The 19,418-nt window shown below is 60.7% G+C and carries 15 protein-coding genes; 5 read left to right on the forward strand and 10 right to left on the reverse strand.

What is annotated here, in order from left to right:
- The 10 genes from AMK05_RS32475 to AMK05_RS32520 all read right to left on the reverse strand — a co-directional run bounded on the left by AMK05_RS32475 (position 1) and on the right by AMK05_RS32520 (position 12,359).
- Positions 1-2,064: a hydantoinase/oxoprolinase family protein gene (locus AMK05_RS32475; RefSeq protein ID WP_064844768.1), complete on the reverse strand. Its 2,064-nt coding sequence runs from the start codon at positions 2,062-2,064 to the stop codon at positions 1-3.
- Positions 2,065-2,218: 154 nt separating this feature from the next.
- Positions 2,219-3,157, reverse strand: a complete 939-nt coding sequence (gene nac, locus AMK05_RS32480) for a nitrogen assimilation transcriptional regulator NAC (RefSeq protein WP_064844770.1) — start codon at positions 3,155-3,157, stop codon at positions 2,219-2,221.
- 75 nt (positions 3,158-3,232) lie between these two features.
- Positions 3,233-4,441 carry an aspartate transaminase gene (locus tag AMK05_RS32485; protein ID WP_064844772.1) on the reverse strand — a complete coding sequence of 403 codons (1,209 nt, stop codon included), beginning with the start codon at positions 4,439-4,441 and terminating at the stop codon, positions 3,233-3,235.
- Positions 4,442-4,468: 27 nt separating this feature from the next.
- Positions 4,469-5,209: a branched-chain amino acid ABC transporter ATP-binding protein gene (locus AMK05_RS32490; RefSeq protein WP_064844773.1), complete on the reverse strand. Its 741-nt coding sequence runs from the start codon at positions 5,207-5,209 to the stop codon at positions 4,469-4,471.
- Positions 5,202-5,972 (reverse strand): ABC transporter ATP-binding protein, encoded by a 771-nt coding sequence (locus tag AMK05_RS32495; RefSeq protein WP_012490107.1) that lies wholly within the window; start codon positions 5,970-5,972, stop codon positions 5,202-5,204. The genes AMK05_RS32490 and AMK05_RS32495 overlap by 8 nt, the downstream gene beginning before the upstream one ends.
- On the reverse strand, positions 5,969-6,955 hold the full coding sequence (locus AMK05_RS32500; protein ID WP_064844775.1) for a branched-chain amino acid ABC transporter permease: 987 nt from the start codon (positions 6,953-6,955) through the stop codon (positions 5,969-5,971). The genes AMK05_RS32495 and AMK05_RS32500 overlap by 4 nt, the downstream gene beginning before the upstream one ends.
- A gap of 39 nt (positions 6,956-6,994) precedes the next feature.
- On the reverse strand, positions 6,995-7,867 hold the full coding sequence (locus AMK05_RS32505) for a branched-chain amino acid ABC transporter permease (protein WP_049732089.1): 873 nt from the start codon (positions 7,865-7,867) through the stop codon (positions 6,995-6,997).
- Between the two features lie 21 nt (positions 7,868-7,888).
- Positions 7,889-9,082, reverse strand: coding sequence for an ABC transporter substrate-binding protein (locus tag AMK05_RS32510; protein WP_064844777.1), 1,194 nt, complete (start codon positions 9,080-9,082; stop codon positions 7,889-7,891).
- 491 nt (positions 9,083-9,573) lie between these two features.
- Positions 9,574-9,780 (reverse strand): hypothetical protein, encoded by a 207-nt coding sequence (locus AMK05_RS32515; RefSeq protein ID WP_237352281.1) that lies wholly within the window; start codon positions 9,778-9,780, stop codon positions 9,574-9,576.
- Positions 9,781-10,181: 401 nt separating this feature from the next.
- Positions 10,182-12,359 (reverse strand): putative bifunctional diguanylate cyclase/phosphodiesterase, encoded by a 2,178-nt coding sequence (locus AMK05_RS32520; RefSeq protein ID WP_064844781.1) that lies wholly within the window; start codon positions 12,357-12,359, stop codon positions 10,182-10,184.
- 911 nt (positions 12,360-13,270) lie between these two features.
- Here AMK05_RS32520 and AMK05_RS32525 point away from each other — a divergent pair.
- From AMK05_RS32525 to AMK05_RS32545, 5 genes are all read left to right on the forward strand, one after another.
- A complete protein-coding gene (locus tag AMK05_RS32525) occupies positions 13,271-15,382 on the forward strand; it encodes a putative bifunctional diguanylate cyclase/phosphodiesterase (RefSeq protein WP_064844783.1) in 2,112 nt (703 codons plus the stop codon).
- Positions 15,383-15,435: 53 nt separating this feature from the next.
- Positions 15,436-16,701: an ABC transporter substrate-binding protein gene (locus tag AMK05_RS32530; protein ID WP_064844785.1), complete on the forward strand. Its 1,266-nt coding sequence runs from the start codon at positions 15,436-15,438 to the stop codon at positions 16,699-16,701.
- Positions 16,702-16,900: 199 nt separating this feature from the next.
- Positions 16,901-18,277: a TadE/TadG family type IV pilus assembly protein gene (locus AMK05_RS32535; protein ID WP_082935810.1), complete on the forward strand. Its 1,377-nt coding sequence runs from the start codon at positions 16,901-16,903 to the stop codon at positions 18,275-18,277.
- Positions 18,274-18,804, forward strand: a complete 531-nt coding sequence (locus tag AMK05_RS32540) for a TadE/TadG family type IV pilus assembly protein (protein ID WP_064844787.1) — start codon at positions 18,274-18,276, stop codon at positions 18,802-18,804. Before AMK05_RS32535 ends, AMK05_RS32540 begins: the two co-directional genes overlap by 4 nt.
- A 1-nt stretch (position 18,805) precedes the next feature.
- Entirely contained in the window at positions 18,806-19,390 is a 585-nt protein-coding gene (locus AMK05_RS32545; RefSeq protein ID WP_064844789.1) for a TadE/TadG family type IV pilus assembly protein, read from the forward strand.
- Positions 19,391-19,418 lie beyond the last annotated feature (28 nt).

The following is a 19,418-nucleotide window of genomic DNA, read 5'->3' on the forward strand; positions in this document are numbered from 1 at the left end:
TTACTGAATGTTGATCACGAGGTTGCCGTTGGCATCGACGTGGAAGACGCCGCTTGGCCCGACGACGGCCGTGGATTCGCGCTGCTCGACGATCGCCGGCCCTGCGAATTCGCGCCCCACCGGAAGCCGGTAGTGGTCGTAGACAGGCGTCTCAGCATAGGCGCCGAGCTCCGGGAAATAGACCTGGCGCTGCCCCTTCAACGCATCGGCGGCATTGACTTCATGAGGCCGGGTCACCCGATCCTTTTCGCCGCTGGCGCGAAGCCGCCAGGTGATGACCTCGACGGACGCGTTGACCGTCCGGCCGAACAGCTCGCGATAGAGCTTGTAGAAATTGGCGAGCAGCTGCTTGAGGAATTCCTGCTTCGGCAGGCCGCGATCGGGCAGAGCCACGGTGATCTCGTGCCCTTGGCCGACATGGCGCATGTCGACCGTGTAGCGGTTGGTGATCGTCTCCTTGGCGACCCCGGCGGCGGAGACCACCTCGGCACCCTGCGCAGCCAGATCGTCCAGCAGACGGTCGACCGCCGCGACGTCCCAATTGTCGACCGGCATCGGATGACTTGCGGAGAGGTCGACGGCGACGGGCGCGATCAGCAGGCCGATGGCCGAGGTGACGCCTGCCCCCGTCGGGCAGATGATGCGCTTGATGCCGAGCTTGCGGGCGATGCCGTAGGCATGCACCGGGCCCGCGCCGCCGAATGCCACCATGGGCAGCGACCGCGGATCGACACCGAGATCGGTGGCATGCATGGCCGCCGCCTTGCTCATGGATTCATTGACGAGATCGTGAATGCCCCAGGCGCAGCGGTCGACGCTGACATCGAGCAATTTGGCAAGTGCGGCCATCGCTTCGCGTGCGGCGTCCTTCGACACCTTGAAGGAGCCGCCGACGAAGGACTCCGTCCCCATATAACCAAGCAGGATATCCGCATCGGTCACCGTCGGCTGCGTGCCGCCGCGCTGATAGGCCGCCGGACCCGGCATCGCGCCCGCCGAATGCGGGCCGACATCGAGAAGACCCAGCGGGTTCTTTGCCGCGATCGACCCGCCGCCGGCGCCGATTTCGATCATCTGGATCGACTGGATCTTCAGCGGGAAGCCCGAGCCCTTGCGGAAACGCTGATAGTGAGCAACCTCGAGGTCCGTTCCGACCGTCGGCTCGCCGTTCGGGATCAGGCAAAGCTTCGCTGTGGTGCCGCCCATGTCGAAGGAAAGCACGCTTCCCTCGCCGGCGATGCGCCCGAACTCGGCGGCGGCGACGGCGCCGGCCGCCGGCCCGGATTCGATCAGGCGGACGGGAAGTTCGGCGGCGCGCCGGCTCGGCACCAGGCCGCCCGACGAGGTCATCCAGAGAACCTGGCGATCGATGCCTTTCGTGGCGAATTCGCGCTGAAGATGAGCGACGTGACCGGCCATTTGCGGACGGGTATAGGCATTGACGACCGTCGTCGAAGCGCGGTCGAATTCCCGCATCTCAGGGCAGACCTCCGACGACAGCGATACGAAAATATCGGGGTCTTCCTCACGCAGGAGGGCTGCCACACGCTGTTCGTGCTGCGGATATTTATAGGCGTGCAGCAGGCACACGGCGACGGAACGGATGCCCTTCTTCTTCAGATGCGACGCAATTTCGCGGACGGTCTCTTCCTTGAGTTCCGTCATCACCTCGCCATCGGCCGCGATGCGCTCGACGGCGCCATAGCTGTTCGACCGCGTGACCAGCGGATCCGGATATTTGATGTTGAGATCGTAGAGGTCGTAGCGGCCTTCGTTGCGGATGCGCAGCATATCCTGAAAGCCATCGGTGGTGATGAAGCTGGTCTCGACGCCCTTGCGCTCCAGCACGGCATTCGTCACCACCGTCGTCGCACCCAAGACCTGCAGACGTTCGATCGAGATGGCGGAGGAGAATTGTTCCAGGAGTTCCGACACGCCCTGTACGACCGCTTCCGCCGGGTTCTTCGGCGTGCTCAGCACCTTGTGCAAATGGAGATCGCCATTGTCATCAAGCAATGCGAAGTCGGTGAAGGTGCCGCCAGTGTCGAAAGCCAGTTTTGCCATGTTTCCCTCGAAGCAACCGTTGGTCTCATGCGTTTCGGAGACCCTTATGTCTTCTGAGGAGGTTAGGTGATCGGCGACCGGCTTGGCTAACACAGTTGCTGTCTGCCGCCATAGGGTTTGCTTATGGCAGGCGCGGTTGAAAAACGGGTCGGCTCTAAACCGTCTTGATACCCTGATGCTGGCTGCTCATCAGCTTTGCAACGATCTCCAGCAGGACAGCCCGCGCCGCGAGCGCCGGCTCCGACAGAGGCAGATGGTCGGAGACGCAGAGGGAGACGGTCGCTTCGATGACGGGCTTGGTCAGCGCCCGCACCTGCGTGCCGGCGAAATAGGAGGTTTCGGTGACCACCGATGCCGGAAGAATGGTGGACCCCAGCCCTTCCCGTACCGCGGCGTCGAGCGCCGGCACCGACTCGATCTCCGACAGCACTTGCGGATGGGCGCGGGCGCGGGCGAACGCTTCGTCGATGAGCCGGCGAAGCAGATGGCCTTTGCTGGGCAGCAGCAGCGGCAGGGCATCGACCGATGCGAGCGGCAGAGGCTCGGACGGGTCGCCGGGCAATTCCGCGCCCGGCGGCGATACCAGGAACATCTGCTCCCGAAACAGCGGCTGGAGCGTCACCCCTTTGATGGGGTCTGCGGCATAGATCAGCGCCATGTCCATCTTGCCGGTCATGATGAGTTCGCTGAGGATGTGGCCGAAGCTGTCGTTTATGTGGACGACGACGTCGGGGTGACGGGCTTTCATTTCCTTCAGGATCGGCAGCGACAAGGCGCTCGACGTCGAATAGGTCGCAAGCCCGATCGATACCCTTCCGGCCACCGACTTTGCGGACTGGTTCATATCGGTCTGCGCCTGATCGATCTGCTTCAGCATCAGCTGGGCATGCCGATAGAGGATAAGGCCGGCCTCGGTCGGGGTGATGCCGACATTGCTTCGAATCAGAAGCTTGTGCTTGAAATGGGCCTCCAGTGCGGCGATCTGCTGGGAGAGCGCAGGCTGAGCGGTGCGAAGCAGGGCGGCTGCACGCGAAACGCTGCCGGTATCGACAATCTTGACGAAACTTCGCAGTTTTCTAAAATCTACGCTCATGGCCTCAAGCTTCGGTTTACGGAACCTAAGACCTCGGGCGGGAGACGCGCAAGCCCCTCCCGCGTGCGGCAGAATTCAACGCAATTCGCCGACCGCCCGCTCGATGCGATCACAGGCCTCGGTGATGGCGTCCATCGAGGTGGCGATCGACAGGCGGAAATACGGCGACAGGCCGTAGGCCGCGCCCTGCAGGGCCGCCACGCCGACGCCGTCGAGGAGATAGAGGACGAAGTCGAGGTCCGTCTCGATCACCTTGCCCTCAGGCGTCCTCCGGCCGATCACGCCGGCGCAGTTGGGAAAGAGGTAGAAGGCCCCGTCCGGCACCAGGCACGACAGGCCCGGCACAGCGTTCAGACGCCGGCAGGCATAGTCGCGGCGTTCCTTATAGACCTTGACGCTGTCGGTGACGAAGCCCTGGTCGGAGGCGAGCGCATGCGCGGCCGCCGCCTGGCTGACCGAGGACGGGCAGGACGACATCTGCGACTGCAGCTTGTTGATCGCCGCGATCAGCGGCGCCGGCCCCGCTCCGTAACCGATGCGCCAGCCGGTCATGGCGTAGGATTTCGATACGCCGTTGGTGAGGAGCACCCGCTCCTTCAGTTCCGGCACGGCTGCGACCAGCGTCGTCATCGGCTCGTCCTTGAACCAGACCTGATCGTAGATGTCGTCGGAGAGGATCATGATCTCCGGGTGCCGCAGCAGTACCTTTCCGATCTCCCGCAGTTCGTCGCGGCTATAGGCAGCGCCGGTCGGGTTCGACGGCGCATTCAGGATCAGCCACATGGTCTTCGGCGTGATCGCCGCTTCGAGAGCTTCCGGCGTCAGCTTGAAGCCCTGCTCCTGCGGGCATTGCAAGATGACCGGCTTGCCCTCGTTGGCGATCACCATATCGGGATAGGAGACCCAATAGGGTGCCGGAATGATGACCTCGGCATCGTTCTCGACGCTGGCCATCAAGGCGAGGAACAGGATCTGCTTGGCGCCGCCGCCGACGCAGATCTCGTTATCGCCATATCGCAATCCGAGACGCCGCTCGAAATCGCCGATGATCGCCTTGCGCAGGGAAGGCGTGCCGTTGACGGCGGTGTATTTGGTTTCGCCCCGATCGATGGCGGCATGGGCCGCGGCCTTGACGTGATCCGGCGTATCGAAGTCGGGTTCGCCGACCGTCATGTCGACGATGTCGCGGCCGGCCGCCTTCAGCTCGCGGGCGCGCGCCGCCGCCGCCGTGCTCGGCGAAACCTTGATCCTGGAGACGCGTGAGGCTGGCACGAAAGTGCTCATGGATTTGTCCTTGGTTCTTCTTGGGTTTCAGTGAACGGCTTCGGTCTCGCCGCGCATCTTGCCCGTCAGGAAAAGCTCGCCGAGTTCGTCGTGGCTGATCTCCCCCGGTAGACCGTCCCAGATGACCTTGCCGAGCCTAAGGATCACCGCGCGTTCGGCGACTTCCATGGCCTTCTTCGTGTTCTGCTCGACAAGCAGAATGGTCTGCCCGGCGGCATGCAGGCGCAGCAGCTCGTTGAAGACGATGCCGATCGCAGCCGGCGAAAGGCCGACCGACGGCTCGTCGACCAGCAGCACTTTCGGGCGCTGCAGGACGGCCATCGCCACTTCGAGCAGTTGCTGCTCGCCGCCCGACATATTGCCGGCCAGCGTCGAGCGCCGCGTCTTCAGGATCGGGAACAGATCGTAGACATAGTCCCGATCCGCCTTCACTTTGTCGTCGCGCAGCGTATAGGCCGCCATCTGCAGGTTTTCGTCCACCGTCATGACCGGAAAATTGCAGCGGCCCTGCGGCACGAAGGATATGCCTTCACCGAGAATGGCGCGCGACTTGTAGCCGGCAATGTTCTTGCCGCGCCAGTCGATGCTGCCGTCCTTGATCGTCGTCATGCCGTAGAGCGTCTTCAGAAGTGTCGATTTTCCCGCTCCGTTCGGTCCCATCAGCGCCACGAACTGGCCCGCCGGCACGTCGAGATCGACGCCGTTCAGGATATCGAGAGATCCATAGCCGGCACGCAGGCTCTTGATCGAGAGGTTTGAATCAGCCACCGAGATAGGCCTCCCTGACCCGCTGGTCGTTGATGATTTCCTGCGGCAGGCCCTCGGCGAGCTTGCGCCCCTGGTCGAGCACGATCACCCGCCGGCAGATGCTGGTCACCACGTCGATATTGTGTTCGATGATCAGGAAGCTGACGCCGAGCGATTTGTTGGCGTAGAGAATGGTCTCGACCACCCGTTCGATGATCTTCGGGTTGATGCCCGCCATCGGCTCGTCGAGCAGGATCAGCTTCGGCTCCGGCATCAGCATGGAGGCGAACTGGATGAGCTTCTGCTGCCCGCCGGAAAGATTGCCGGCCGGCTGTTTGCGCACATCCCACAACCCGGCCATCCGGATCAGTTCCTGCGCCCGTTCGCGCAATCCCGACACCCGGCTGCGCGACAGCTTGCCGATCCCGAAGGTGGAAAACAGCGACGGGAAGCTGAACATCTGCCCCGCGATGATCAGGTTTTCCTCGACGTCGAGCGATTTGAAGACGACCGTCTTCTGGAAGGAGCGCAGCATGCGCCCCTCGCGGGCGATCCGGTTCAGCGTCCATCCGGTGATATCCTGGCCGTCGAGCCTCACCTTGCCGCTATCGGGTTTGCCGAGGCCGGTGCTGCAATCGAAGAAGGTCGATTTGCCCGAGCCGTTCGGCCCGATCAAGCCGGCGATCTCGCCGCGCTCGACATGAATGCTGACATCGTCGACCGCCTTCACCGCGCCGTAGGATTTCGTGAGATTGCTGATTTCGAGAATGGGAAGACCGGTCATTTCGCGCTCCCGATCGAATCCCAGAGGCGGTTGATGACGGGCGCAAAACCCTTCCGGAACCAGAAGACCAGAACGAGCAGGCAGAGCCCGTAGGCGATCATCCGAAGTTCCGGCGTCACACGCAGGGCCTCGGTCAGGCCGACGAACAGCAGGCTGCCGAAGACGACGCCCGAAATCGTCCCGGCGCCGCCGCCAAGCACAATGATCAGCATCGTCGTCGAATAATACATCTGGAAGGTCAGCGGGCTGACCACCGTCAGATAATGCGCGTAGAGACTACCGCCGACGCCGGCGAAGACCGCGCTCAGCATGAAGACGATCAGCTTGTAACGCCAGGTGGGGATGCCGACGGATTCGGCCAGCGTCTCGTTCTCCCGGATGGCGATCATGTTGCGACCGGCAGGCGAGCGGACGATCATCCAGACGGCGAGCGTTGCCAGAATTCCGACGGTCAGCGCCAGATAATAGAAGGCCGTTGTGCCCGATACGGTGAAGGACAGCGGCCCAAGCGCAAAATGCGGCTTCGGTATGCTGGAGAGGCCCATATCGCCGCGGGTGAGCGAAATCCAGTTCTTGGCGATCGCCTGGCCGATGATCACGAAGCCGAGCGTACACATCACGAAGGATGTCGAGCGCAGCCGCAGGGCCGGGATGCCGAGAGGCAGGGCGATGGCGCCCGCCGCCAGCCCGGCGGCGGCGACATTGACGTAGAACGGCGTGCCGTAAGTGACGGCCAGCAGGCCCGAGGCATAGGCGCCGATGCCGAAAAATGCGGCCTGGGCGAGCGAGAGCAGGCCGGTATAACCGACCAGAAGATTGAGGCCATGCGCCGGCAGCATGAAGATCAGCGCGATGATCAGCGCATGGACGACATAGGTGCTGGCGACGAAGGGGGCGCAGAGCGCGGCCAACAGCAGCAGCAAACCGAGCGGCAGGCGAAGATCGCGGCGCTGCTGTGATTGCGAGACTTCCGTGAGAGACATAGCAAGTCCTCAAATTCGAGAAAGGTTCGGCGGAGCGGCTCAGAAGCGCGCCTGTGTCGAGAACAGTCCATGCGGGCGCCACATCAGCATCAGGATCAGCGTGGCGAAGCCGACGGTGTCGCGGAATTGCAGCCCGACATAAGTGGCAACCAGGCTCTCGGCGATCCCGAGGATCATCGCCGCGAAGAAGGTGCCGCGCACATTGCCGAGGCCGCCCATGATGATGATCGGCAGGGTCTTGAAGGTGATCAACTCACCCATGCCGCCATAGACGCTGACATTGACCGGCGCTGTCAGCACTCCGGAGAGGGCGGCAAGTGCGGCGCCGAGAATGAAGGTCCTGAGCACGACCTGCGGCACATCGATGCCGACCACCTCGCAGCATTCGACATTCTGCGACACCGCCCGCATGGATTTGCCCATCCTGGTATAGGTCACCATCAGTTCGAGGCCGATGAACACGATCAGGCAGACGATGAGGATGATGACGCGCTGCTCGGCCAGGCTGAAGCCGAGGATCGACACGGGTTCGATATAGCCGCCCGAGAAGAACTTGTAGCCGCCGCCGAAGACCAGGATGACGGTATTCTGCAGGACGAGCGCGATGCCGAGGGTGGCGAGCACCCCGGATTCGGCCGGAGCGCCGACCATGCGCTGCATCACGAATTTGCCGACCACATAGGCGATGACGATCGTCGACAGCACGCCGACGACGATCGAGGCTTCATAGGACAGTCCGAGATAGTCGATGGCGAACCATGCTCCGAACGTTCCCAGCATGTAATATTCGCCGTGGGCGAAATTGATGGCCCGAAGCACCCCGAATATCATCGTCATGCCGACCGCGACGATGGCGTAGACGGAGCCCGTCACGATGCCGTTGATGATCTGCTCAAGGATTGTTGAGAACATGGTCCTATCCCCGACGGTGGATCAGTTCGCAGGATACTGGATATCCGCCGCGTAGGCACCTTTGATGCTCGGCTTGCCATCCTCGATCTGCAGCAGGATCATCGGCAGGCGGGCCTGGTTGTGATCGTCGAAGGTCACCTCTCCGACGGCGCTCTTATATTTGATCTTGGAGAGCGCATCGCGCACCTTGGCCTGGTCCGGGCTGCCGGCTTCCTTGATCGCCTGGGCGAGAAGGTGAACCGTGTCCCAATGGACATAGGCGTGGTTGTTCGGCGCCTCATTGTAGGCGGCCGTGAACTTCTCCACGAAAGCCTTGCTCTCGGGGGAATCGAAAGCCGGCAGCCATGCCGCGGCTTCGACCGCGCCTTCAAGGACCTTCGGCGCTGATTTGATAGTTTTTTCGGTGTTGAACTCGCCATTGCCGATCAGGGTCACCTTGCCGGCCAGCCCAAGTTCGAGCATCTGACGGGCGATGATCGGCGTGGTATCGGCAAGACCGTACATGATGATCGCCTGGGCGCCATTGTCGCGGATCTTGGCGAGCACGCTGCGGAAGTCGACCTCGCCTTCCTTATAATAGTCCTCGCTGACGATCTCGCCCTTGAAGTCGGGCAGATATTTCTTGGTGAAGGTGATCGCCGAACGGCCATAATCGCTGTCGACCGAGAGAACGGCGAATTTGGTGAAGCCGCGCTGCTCGGCGGCATATTTCGCCACGATCAGCGCCCGGTTCTCGTCTGTGGGATAGTTGCGGAAGGTCCACTTGTAACCGCCGACACCGGCGCCATAGGTGATCTTCGGGTTGGACGATGCGGCGTTCAGCAGAAGCACGCCCGCATCTTCGGCGACCGGCTGCATTGCCAGAGTGACCGAACTCGAAACGTCGCCGATGATGTAGTTGACCTTGTCCTGGTCGATCAGGCGCCGCGTCGCCGAAACGCCCTCGACCGGCGTTCCCTGGCTGTCGGCGGAAAAGATTTCGATCTTGCGGCCGTCGATACCGCCGGCATCGTTGATTTCTTTGACGGCCAGTTCGGCGCCGTGCAGCGAAAACGCGCCGTAACGGGCATTCGGTCCGCTCATAGGCGATACCAGGCCGAGCCTGATCGTTTCATCCGCGGCGAGAGCGTGTTGCGAGACGCCGGTCATGAGTGCGGTGAAGGAAAGGATTGCCGTGGAAATGCAAAATGCCCGGCGCGTCAAAGTCTTGTTCATGGTTCCCACTCCGTTTGTTGGACACGTCTGATCGGCCCCTGCCGTCATGTGCTCAAATGGCGCTTCGCCGCGGTTCTTGTTGCGCCAGTCTTCTGCTGACACTGTCACAGTAGGTTCATCCATTGGCGCATGGCCAACACAACTCGCTTCTGCCGCCATAGCGAATCTTTATAGCGAAGAGGGTTTCCAAAGCTAGGCGGTGACCGGCTGACAACCAGATCCCCGACATCGCCGAGCGCCGTGCACAGGAAAACGATCCGGTGTCGGACCGGCTTCATCCTCCCCTGCGATATGGGTCTGCACGCGCGCGGCTCAACAGCGGCGATACGATGCTGTCGAAGCTGAGGGTGTCTATGACGCAAGTTCAAGAGCGAGCCCATGCAAGGCTTGCTGCAAGATCGTTCCGGACCTAAAGCCAGAAATCGTCGGACTGAGAAGCGGCGCCCGAGGGGCGCCGCTTAACCTCGTAGCCTATTCCGGCATCCTCTCGCTTATCCCGCGATCCCATCGACAAAAAGCTGGTTCTGCAGCTCGCCGCTCAACCTATCGAGTTCGTCCAAAACATTTCGGATCCGGGCACGCGCCTGGAGCATCTGTTCCAACTCCGGATTGTGGGACTGTTCGGGTGCGACCTGCAGATCGTGAATGTCTATCGAAGTGTTGGAGACCGGGTTCGGAAAGAGGAGGATGTCAGCCATTTGCATTCTTTGTTTCGTTGTTCTGGCGGACAGGAAACGCTCATGTTTCCAGCTCCGATGACTTGGGGGATGCGGCGTATTTCATTGCCGATCGGCCGGAACATCCTTGCTCTTCATGTCGGTGAGCTGCGTGTGTTCGGCAGGTCATAAACGCCGTGTCAGCCTTAACAAATCCCTACTTTCGCCTTCGCGGCAGTCCCACTTTGGGGCTTTGCTGCGCCAAGTGGACAAGCCTGCGACAATCGGATACCACAACCATGAATTGTCGATATCCCGGTCGGTCTGCCGGCCGCGAGATGGCTGACCTCCGCACTTCGGGTCAGGCTTTCAGGCCCCGACACCGACGCAGAAGATCAGAAGGGCGCATGTTAAACGAGCGGCACCCGGTTCGATGCCTGTTCTTAAGATGGAGTTGACCCGCAAACCCGCGCGCTTGGATTTGGGCCACCGGCCGGAGAACGCAGCCACAGGGCGATGATATCAGCCTTGGGCACGGCTTTGCTGTACAGGAAACCCTGCGCCGAGCCACATCCGTTTGCCGCCAGGAAAGCGGCCTGCTCAGCGGTTTCGACGCCTTCCGCCACCACACTCTGTCCGAGGCAGCGCGCGATGGAGAGGATCGCCTTCACCAGTTCCTCGTTCCGCCTGTCAGTGCTGTTGATGAACGACCGGTCGATCTTCAGCGTGTCGATCGGAAAGCGCGCCAGATAGTTCAGCGCCGAATAGCCCGTGCCGAAATCGTCGATGGCGATAGAAAATCCCATGCTTCGGAGTTCGGAGAGCGCCTCCAGCGTTTCATCCTTCTGATCGAGCAGAAGGCTTTCGGTTATTTCAATTTCGACCCATTCCGCGCTGCAACCGGTCTCGCCGAGAATTTCGACGATCGACCTCACCAGTCCGGCGGATTGGAATTGTTTGACCGACAGATTGACCGCCACCTTGTGCGGTGTCTGGCTATCGGCATTCAATTCGGCCGCCGTCTGGCACGCCTCGCGCAGCACCCATCGCCCGAGTTCCACAATCAGCCCGGTGTCTTCCGCAACCGGAATGAAACGGGTGGGAGGAATCATGCCCATTTCTGGGTGGCGCCATCTCAGCAAGGCTTCGCAGCCGACCATTGCGCCGCTGTCCAGAAGCACCTTCGGCTGGTAATGCAGTTCCAGTTCGCCGCGCTCGATCGCACGGCGCAACTCCGATTCCAGCCGCATCCGCTCTTCGGCGTTTGCCGTCAGGTCCTTCGAATAGAAACGAAAACTGTTTCGCCCGGAGCGTTTGGCGAGATACATCGCCGAGTCGGCGTATTTCACAAGGTCGTTGGCATCGGCGCTGTCATTGGGATAGAGCGCGATGCCGACGCTGCAAGAAATGAAGACCTCCTGGCCATCCAGCAGGAAGCGCTCCCTGAACTTATCGAGGATATTGTTGGCAATCCGGCCGAGATCATCGCCCTGGCTGATATCCGGCAACAGGATCGCGAATTCGTCGCCACCGAGACGGGCGACGGTGTCATAGTCGCGAACGCTCGCATTGAGACGGGCCGCCGCCTGACAGAGCAAATCGTCGCCGACGGGGTGGCCCATCGTATCGTTGACCACCTTGAAGTGATCGATGTCGATCAACATCACCCCGGCCCGTTGGCCTCTCGATCCGGCCGAGGTGATCATCTGCCGCAGCCGATCGTTGAACAGCGACCGGTTCGGTAGCGACGTCAGGGAGTCATAGAAGGCCATCTGGTGGATCTTCTGCCGGGAAACATTCAACTCGGTAACGTCGCGTGCCACACCGAGAACGCCGACGACGTCTCCCGCTGCATCGATAATCGGCACCTTGCGTGTTTCAAGAAGAACAGATTGGCCCTTCTCCTTGGAAACGACCCATTCCTCGTCACTGACAATGCACTTTCCCGCCTTGACCGCCGCCTTGTCGGATTCCCGAAAGTACCGGGCCCTCTCAATATCGAACAACTCGAAATCCGTCTTTCCGACAACGTCCGCTTCGGCCAATCCTGTCAGCCGTTCGAAGGCGTGATTGCACATCACATGGACCCCGTACATGTCCTTGACCCAGACCATATCGGGCATGGTCTGAAGCACGCTCAACAGCTGCATTCGCACAAGGTTGATGGCATCTTCCGCCAGCTTTCGCTCGGTAATGTCCCGTGAGAATGTCAGGAGCGTGGTGGCCGCCGCCGGATCGGCGCTTGGCCGCTTGGCTATTGACAGCTCGAACCATCGCGTCTCACCGTTCGGCAAGGAGATGGAAATGCATCGTCCGTAGGCGACTCCCTCTTTTTCGGCCTCGCGCAGAGCCTCCATCGCGATGGCCGCCTGATCCGGCGCAAGAACGTCGTTGACCGTCCTGCCGAGCAGCATCTCCTTTTGCTGGGCCAGCAGCTCAGGATTTCTTGTCCAAACCTGAAGATAACGGCCGCCCTCGTCCACCTCGAAGAGAACATCCGGAATGGCGGCAATGATCCCCTCTGCGAATTCAAGCGCCTTCTTGAGCTCCCGCTCAGCCGGCTTGTGTTCGCTGATATCGACGACAAGGGCCGGCTGCGGCAGCGATTGGGACAACGTCATGACGGATCTCCTCACCATGGACATCAACCGAATGCATCATCCATCCAATCGAGAATTTTCTCGGAAAGGCCGCCCAAGTCATTTGAGGCGAAAACAGCGATCCGAAGATATCACCGCAATGGCATCGGTCCGCGCGGACCGGGCACTTCGGCTTCGACCTGAATATGCGGTGACAAAATTTAAGAGATTGCTGCCGTCTCCGGTGCCGCCGTCACTTTCGACGCGCGATACGGATCGGGCTGCGCAATATGGATATCCACAGTTCTCACACCCCGCTCCCGGCTGCCGTCGGCTCGCCAGCGTTGCGAAAATGAGCCAGCTGAGGAGGTCGCACGATCCGACCGGGCCACAAACGCGCATCCATTATCCGAAATCCGAACCCGCTGGCCAAATCACGACGCTTTCGTGCCGGCTTCCATGCAAGGACCTGGTTTCGTTGCGTTTTCATAAAAGTGTTTACGCTTCTGAAACCAGACCATCGACAATTTTGGGTCACCGAATGAGGTGCTGCTTGTACTTCTCCGCCATGATGACGGGTTCGGAGACGAGCCAGAAATCCACGCTTTCGTCAATCGAGATGGCGTGCGTTCAGAGGTGGAAATGTTCGATAATTCGCATGCGCGTGACAGCCGTTATCCCAAGTGCAGCGCCCAGAGCATTCCCGTCTGGAACTGTTGACGCGTCCGTATTCGTTCGCTGGATGCCTCCTGGCATTGTTGCCACACCGGCGCCGATTGCGGCGGCGGTCCGGAGAGCGCACATCAGCGATGTGAAGCCTATTCCGGTGCGCCCGCGCTCGATGCGCGGACCGCGGCCATGATGGCCAACCAATCTCTAGATAGTGATCGTGACGCAATCTCCGCCCGCCGGAGGCTGCTTGGCCGGCTTGTATTTTTCCTGATGGAGCGCGAATGGTGGTGGGATCGGATTTGGAAAACGCGGTGATGCCATCAGGCGAGTCCCATTCCTCCGTGGCGAAATATATCCGCTCCATCGGGCGGCATTACGTCATCGCCGTCGTCGTCATGACGGTTCTGATCGGGGCAACCTTTGTGACCGTGAAGGTAGCGCTCGATCGCCATTCCCTGCAGCAGAACATCAGCTATCTGATCGGACGCCAGTTCATTCGTTTCCAGCAGCTTGCCAATCAGACGCGAGCGATCATGCGCGCTTCGGCCGATCCGAATATGCCGGAATATATCGTCAGACCGATGGTCGAGGACGTTCAAAAAGCGATCGATGATATCCGCGCGATGAGCGCACAGTTGAACGCGTTGAATATCGCGGTGGACGCAAATCTTCTCGAGCGGCTGAACGGCCGGGATGCTGCATCTGAAAAATTGCGCGTGGAACTCGACGGACGGCTGGAGGATTTCCTTGGAAGGGCTGAACGCGTCGTGTCCGCGAAATTGCTGGATCGGCGGGAGCGATACAGCTTCTGGGGACCGATCGACTTCGCCGTTTCATCCGACAGCATGCTGATGCGTCAGTTCGGCGCCTTGATCGAGAGTGCGCATGACCGGAGCGATATGAGCATCGACCATACCCGCCTGATCAGCGCGGTGCTCCTCAGCCTGACCGCAGCCACACTCATCCTGGCCACTCTCATCCTTTTCATACCGCTCCTCGTCAAGCTGCGCACCGAGCACCGGCGAACCCTCGATTTCGAGATCAAGCTGACGCATCTGGCCCATACCGACACGCTGACAGGCCTCGGCAACCGATCATCGTTCAATGAGGCGCTGAACGGACTGTTTGCTTCCTTTGAGCGGACAGGCGCCGGCTTTTCGATGCTGCTGGTCGATCTCGACCACTTCAAGGCCACCAACGACAGCTTCGGCCATCCGGCAGGCGACGCGGTTCTCAGTCACGTCGCCAGTGCGTTGCAGAAGACTTTTCGCGCCGGCGACATGGTCGCGCGGCTTGGCGGCGACGAATTTGCTGCTCTGCTTCCCGGCATTTCGGATGCGGCAACGCTTGAGGGTATCGCCGAGCGCGCAGTCGCTGCCATTGCAACGGAATGTCATTTCGAGGGCCGGTTGCTGCCGGTCTCGGCCAGCCTCGGCGGGGCGCTCGTACCAGGCCATGCGTCGGACGAAGCCACACTCATGCGCATTGCAGATCTGGCGCTTTATGCCGCCAAAGCCAAACGCAACACCGCCGTCATCTTCGACGAAGCATCCTTCGCCCAGCGACTGGAGCAGAACCGGCTTGCCGCAGCGCTCGCCGTCGCCGCCGACCGTGACGAGTTCGTTGTCTATTACCAGCAGAAGGTCAATCTCCAGACCGGCGAGCATCTCGGCTTCGAGGCGCTGGTGCGCTGGCGCCATCCCCAACTCGGCATTCTGCCGCCCGGCCGCTTCCTGCCGCTCATGGAAGGCCATCTCATCCAAAGCATGACGCGCTGTATCGTCAATACAGTCGCTCGCGATCTCAACACGTGGAAGGCGGCGGGGCTCAGGGCCGGGTCGGTTGCCATCAATCTGCCGGAAGCCCTGCTGGTCGGCGACGATGGGTACACCCTCATCGCTGCAGCGGTGGAAGCGAACCGCCTCGACTGGCTCGATTTTGCCATCGAAGTCACGGAAGACGTCTTCCTCAATCGCGGCGCCAATCAGATCGCCGAGACCATTTCGCGTTTCCGCAAGCATGGAGTGTCGGTCTCGCTCGACGATTTCGGCACCGGCTTTGCGTCGCTCGTGCATCTGCGCGACTTTCCCTTCGACGAACTCAAGATCGACCGCAGCTTCGTCGCCGACATCGGCAAGGATGTTCGCTCGGAGCAGATCATCCGAGCGATCATCGACCTGGCCCGCAACCTCGGCAAAAGGTGCGTTGCCGAAGGCATCGAGGACGAGGTCCAGCGTCATTTCCTTTTGAATGCCGGTTGTGAGATCGGCCAAGGTTATCTGTTCGCCAAGCCGGAACCCGCTGCCACGGCGGTCGAACGGCTGGCGCGCTGGCCGGCGCCAAGCAGGTTATCACGGCGACCACGCACAATGCGGGCTGAAACTGTCTCCTGAGTGAGGCGCGCACCGGCGGTGCGGCAGGGTTCAATAAAAAGAGGGGTAAGCGGATGAAACGGGGAAACTTTCGAGCGTGGTTTGTTGCGGCTTTGGCGGCCGCAGCTCCCGCGGGACCGGCTGCGGCGGGGCAGGCTGCCGAGGGGCAGGATGTAGCGGTTGACGTCGTGCATTTCTGGGTATCGAAAAGCGAAGCCGCGGCGCTCGACGTTTTCCGCAGGGCCTGGGCAGCAGCCGGCAACCAGTGGGTCGATATGCCGGCAGAAAACAAGGTCGCCGTCCAGCGGGTCGTAAGCGACCGCATCGCCAACGGGTATGCACCGGCAGTGATGCAGTGGAATGCAAACGAGGGATCGCGCGAACTGCCGGAAATGGGGATCGTGCAGGATATAGATGAGGTCGCGCAGGCGGATCATTGGCAGGACGTCATTCCTGCGACGGTTCTTGACCGGATTTCCTACAAGGGAAAGGTCTATTTCGCGCCGACCAATATCCATGCCGAAAACTGGCTCTGGACAAGCAAGGCGGCACTGGCCGACGCCGGCGTGAAGACGCCGCAGTCCTGGGATGAGCTCTTCGACGCGGCTGAAAAAATCAAGGCGACGGGACGTCTGCCGATCGCGCTCGGCGGCACGCGGTGGGAAGTGTCGCTCATATTCAACGACATCATCTATCACAAATTCGGGCCAGAGGGTTACGCCCGTCTGATGAGCGGCGATGCCGCGCTGGTGCAGGACCCACGCATGATCGAAGCTCTGGAACTGTTGCTGCGCCTGTCCAACTATGTGGAGCCGATCGAACAGCGCAAGGACAAGACATGGGCCGATGCCACGGCGGCGGTGGGCCAGGGCAAGGCCGGCATGCAGTTCATGGGCGACTGGGCCAAGGGCGAACTTGTGGCGCGCGGCTACAGCGTCGACAAGGATTTCGATTGCAGCCTCGTTCCCGGCACGTCCATCGCCTATTTCATGGTGATCGATGCCTTTGCCTTTCCGCTGACCAATCGGGACGGCACGGCGGAAGCTCAGCAGGCTTTCGCGCGCATGGTGCTCGACCGCGACAATCAGGTCGCATTCAGCCGGATCAAGGGGTCCTTGCCGGTGCGCACAGATGTCGATCCGTCCGGACTCGATCGTTGCGGCAAGCTTGGGCTGGAGATGATCAAGGCAAAGAAGGGTGAAGTCAGCGCCCAATCCCAGGCCATGCCAACCCAGATGTCGGAGGGCTGGATCGCCGTGGTGGGCGACTTCTTCAATAACAGGAACATGTCTGCGCAAGAGGTTCAGAAACGTTTGCATGACCTGCTGATGCAGCGCTGAGGGCACGGACATCGTGCCCGCTCGAGACGTGATCGGCGCCGTGAAAGACGGTCAGGTGGCGTTGCGCGAATATCCATAATTCGCAGGCATATCCAATACACGCAGAAAACGACGCGCGGGAAACCCGTTTCCCGCCCGAACTTGCAAGTTTTAACAAAGGCTTAAGCTTGCTGGATACATCTCGCATTAGTATTTTTCGATGTGCTGCGGCGGTGGTTTTTTGAAGTCAGCTCTTTCATTTTCATTGGGTCGATGTTTCCACGCTCTTCGCGGCCTCGGAAGGGACAGAACCGGCAACGTCGCGATCGTCGTTGCCCTCACCCTGGTGCCGATGCTCGTCGCGGTCGGCGCAAGCTTTGACTATATTCGCAGCTACAATGTCCGACAGAAAATGCAGAGCGACCTTGATGCCGCCCTGATCGCCGCGGTCAAGCAGATCAACAACACCGCGGATACCGACGCCCTCAAGGCGAAGGTCTCCGACTGGTTCCATGCGCAAGTGGAAAACAGCTACACGCTTGGCGAAATCGACATCGATACCGCCAATCACAACATTACGGCGACGGCAAGCGGCACCGTGCCGACGACGTTCATGAAGATCGCCAATATCGATACCGTCCCCGTCAGTGTGGGAAGCGCCGTCAAGGGCCCGGCGACGTCCTATCTCAACGTCTATATCGTCATCGACACGTCTCCGTCGATGCTTCTGGCGGCAACGACGTCAGGTCAGTCGACCATGTATTCCGGCATTAAATGCCAGTTTGCCTGCCACACCGGCGATGCACACACTGTCAGCAACAAGACATACGCCAACAACTACGAATACAGCACGGCAAAGAACATAAAACTGCGCGCCGATGTAGCCGGTGACGCCGTCAGAGACGTGCTCTCCCTGATCGACACGTCAGACAGCAATCATGAACGGATCAAGGTCGGATTGTATAGCCTCGGCGATACGCTGACGGAGGTTCTTACCCCGACGCTGAGCACGGACACGGCGCGCGCGCGCCTCAAGGACGCGAGCTACGGCCTCACCAGCGCGACCTCGAAGGCGGCAACCTATTTCGATGTCTCACTGGCAACGCTCAAGCAGAAAGTCGGCGCCGGCGGGGACGGAACCACCTCGGGCACACCGCTCAAGCTGGTTCTGCTGCTGACCGATGGCGTCCAGTCGCAGCGCGAATGGGTGACCGACGGCGTAAACAAAAATAGGACGTCCGGGGCATACTGGAACAAAGTCGCGCCGCTCAATCCTGATTGGTGCGGCTATCTGAAGAATCAATCCAACACGATGGCCGTGCTTTACACCGAATACCTGCCGATCACGACGGACTGGGGTTACAACGCAACTGTCGGCTCGACCATGGCGAGCGCCAACTGGAAGAACACCTGGGGCGGCACAATGCAGAGCGGCGTCTCCACCAGTATCACCAGACGCGACTACATACCCTATGCGCTGGCCGACTGCGCATCCTCCAAGAGCCTGTTCCTGTCGGCATCGTCGTCGACAGAGATCACGGCAGGCCTGTCGACGCTCTTCACGCAATATCTCTCTTCCGTGCGGCTGACCCAATGAAGCGCGGGAAACGGTTCGCACCGCTGCGCCGCCTGATCGGCGACCGGAAGGGGGCTGCTGCGATCGAATTTGCGATCCTGGCCCTGCCGCTCTTCATCATATTGTTCGGCATTATCGAAGTGTCGCTGATGTTTTTCGTCAACTCGGCGTTGGACGCTTCGGTGCACAAGGTCTCGCGGATGATCCGCACCGGCGAGGTGGCGTCCTCCAAGATCACATTGGCCGGTTTCAAGGCCAAGATATGCGAAGACATGCTTCTGTCGTTCGGCTGCTCCAGCGGTCTCGTCGTCAAGGTGAACGTGCTTTCCGACATGTCGTCCGCAGCCCACACCGATCCGATCGACAGCAGCGGCAAACTCGCCGTCACCGAGACTTATGATATCGGCAAGGGCAGCGACTACATCCTGGTTCAGGCGTTCATGCCATGGACGGCCGTTGTCAGTTTCTTCAACCTGTCGAGCGCCAAGCTTTCCGACGGCCGCTATCTCCTCGGATCTTCCGCTCTGTTTCGCAACGAGCCTTTCTGACATGAGCATGAAACGGAGCCTGTCCCTTTTCCGCTTCGCGCAGTCCGGCATCCGTCGTCTCGTGCGCGATCGGTCGGCTGCTTCGGGCGTGGAATTCGCGCTCGTGCTGCCGATCCTGCTAATGCTGCTGTTCGGCACGGCCGATCTCGGCCATGCGCTGACGGTCAGCCGCAAGATCGACGAGATCGCCTCATCCACGGGCGACATGATTGCCCAGCAGAGCGCCTGGACGAAGTCCGACGTCGCCAAGCTTCTTTCCGGCGCCAGCTTCATCCTGCAGCCCTACGAGACCACCGAACTGACGATCACGGTCGCGGTCAACGACGTCAATACGAGCGGCAGCGCGACCGTCAACTGGTCTGCCGCGCTCAACACCTCGGCGGTGAATTCCGGCACGGCGAGCGCCGTCGCAATCCCCTCCAAAATCCAGGAAAAAGGCGTGCAGGTGGTGCTGACCCGGGTGCAATACACATTGACGACACCGGTCTCGGCGTTCTTCTCAAATTTCACCGGCCAGAACGGCTACAGTTTCGACCGCTATTTCTTCAACCGCCCGCGCGTGAGTGACACGATCACTTACAAGTAAGCCGAACGCCCGCCCGCCGGATCGTCAA

Source organism: Rhizobium sp. N324, assembly GCF_001664485.1.
Lineage (GTDB): Bacteria > Pseudomonadota > Alphaproteobacteria > Rhizobiales > Rhizobiaceae > Rhizobium.

Bases quoted from the DNA above. Each gene is read 5' to 3' on its own strand.
- AMK05_RS32525 (WP_064844783.1), top strand. From the start codon at position 13,271: ATGGTGGTGGGATCGGATTTGGAAAACGCGGTGATGCCATCAGGCGAG.
- AMK05_RS32515 (WP_237352281.1), bottom strand. From the start codon at position 9,780: ATGGCTGACATCCTCCTCTTTCCGAACCCGGTCTCCAACACTTCGATA.
- AMK05_RS32510 (WP_064844777.1), bottom strand. From the start codon at position 9,082: ATGAACAAGACTTTGACGCGCCGGGCATTTTGCATTTCCACGGCAATC.
- AMK05_RS32530 (WP_064844785.1), top strand. From the start codon at position 15,436: ATGAAACGGGGAAACTTTCGAGCGTGGTTTGTTGCGGCTTTGGCGGCC.
- AMK05_RS32475 (WP_064844768.1), bottom strand. From the start codon at position 2,064: ATGGCAAAACTGGCTTTCGACACTGGCGGCACCTTCACCGACTTCGCA.
- nac (WP_064844770.1), bottom strand. From the start codon at position 3,157: ATGAGCGTAGATTTTAGAAAACTGCGAAGTTTCGTCAAGATTGTCGAT.
- AMK05_RS32495 (WP_012490107.1), bottom strand. From the start codon at position 5,972: ATGACCGGTCTTCCCATTCTCGAAATCAGCAATCTCACGAAATCCTAC.
- AMK05_RS32535 (WP_082935810.1), top strand. From the start codon at position 16,901: ATGTGCTGCGGCGGTGGTTTTTTGAAGTCAGCTCTTTCATTTTCATTG.
- AMK05_RS32540 (WP_064844787.1), top strand. From the start codon at position 18,274: ATGAAGCGCGGGAAACGGTTCGCACCGCTGCGCCGCCTGATCGGCGAC.
- AMK05_RS32545 (WP_064844789.1), top strand. From the start codon at position 18,806: ATGAGCATGAAACGGAGCCTGTCCCTTTTCCGCTTCGCGCAGTCCGGC.
- AMK05_RS32505 (WP_049732089.1), bottom strand. From the start codon at position 7,867: ATGTTCTCAACAATCCTTGAGCAGATCATCAACGGCATCGTGACGGGC.
- AMK05_RS32485 (WP_064844772.1), bottom strand. From the start codon at position 4,441: ATGAGCACTTTCGTGCCAGCCTCACGCGTCTCCAGGATCAAGGTTTCG.
- AMK05_RS32520 (WP_064844781.1), bottom strand. From the start codon at position 12,359: ATGACGTTGTCCCAATCGCTGCCGCAGCCGGCCCTTGTCGTCGATATC.
- AMK05_RS32500 (WP_064844775.1), bottom strand. From the start codon at position 6,955: ATGTCTCTCACGGAAGTCTCGCAATCACAGCAGCGCCGCGATCTTCGC.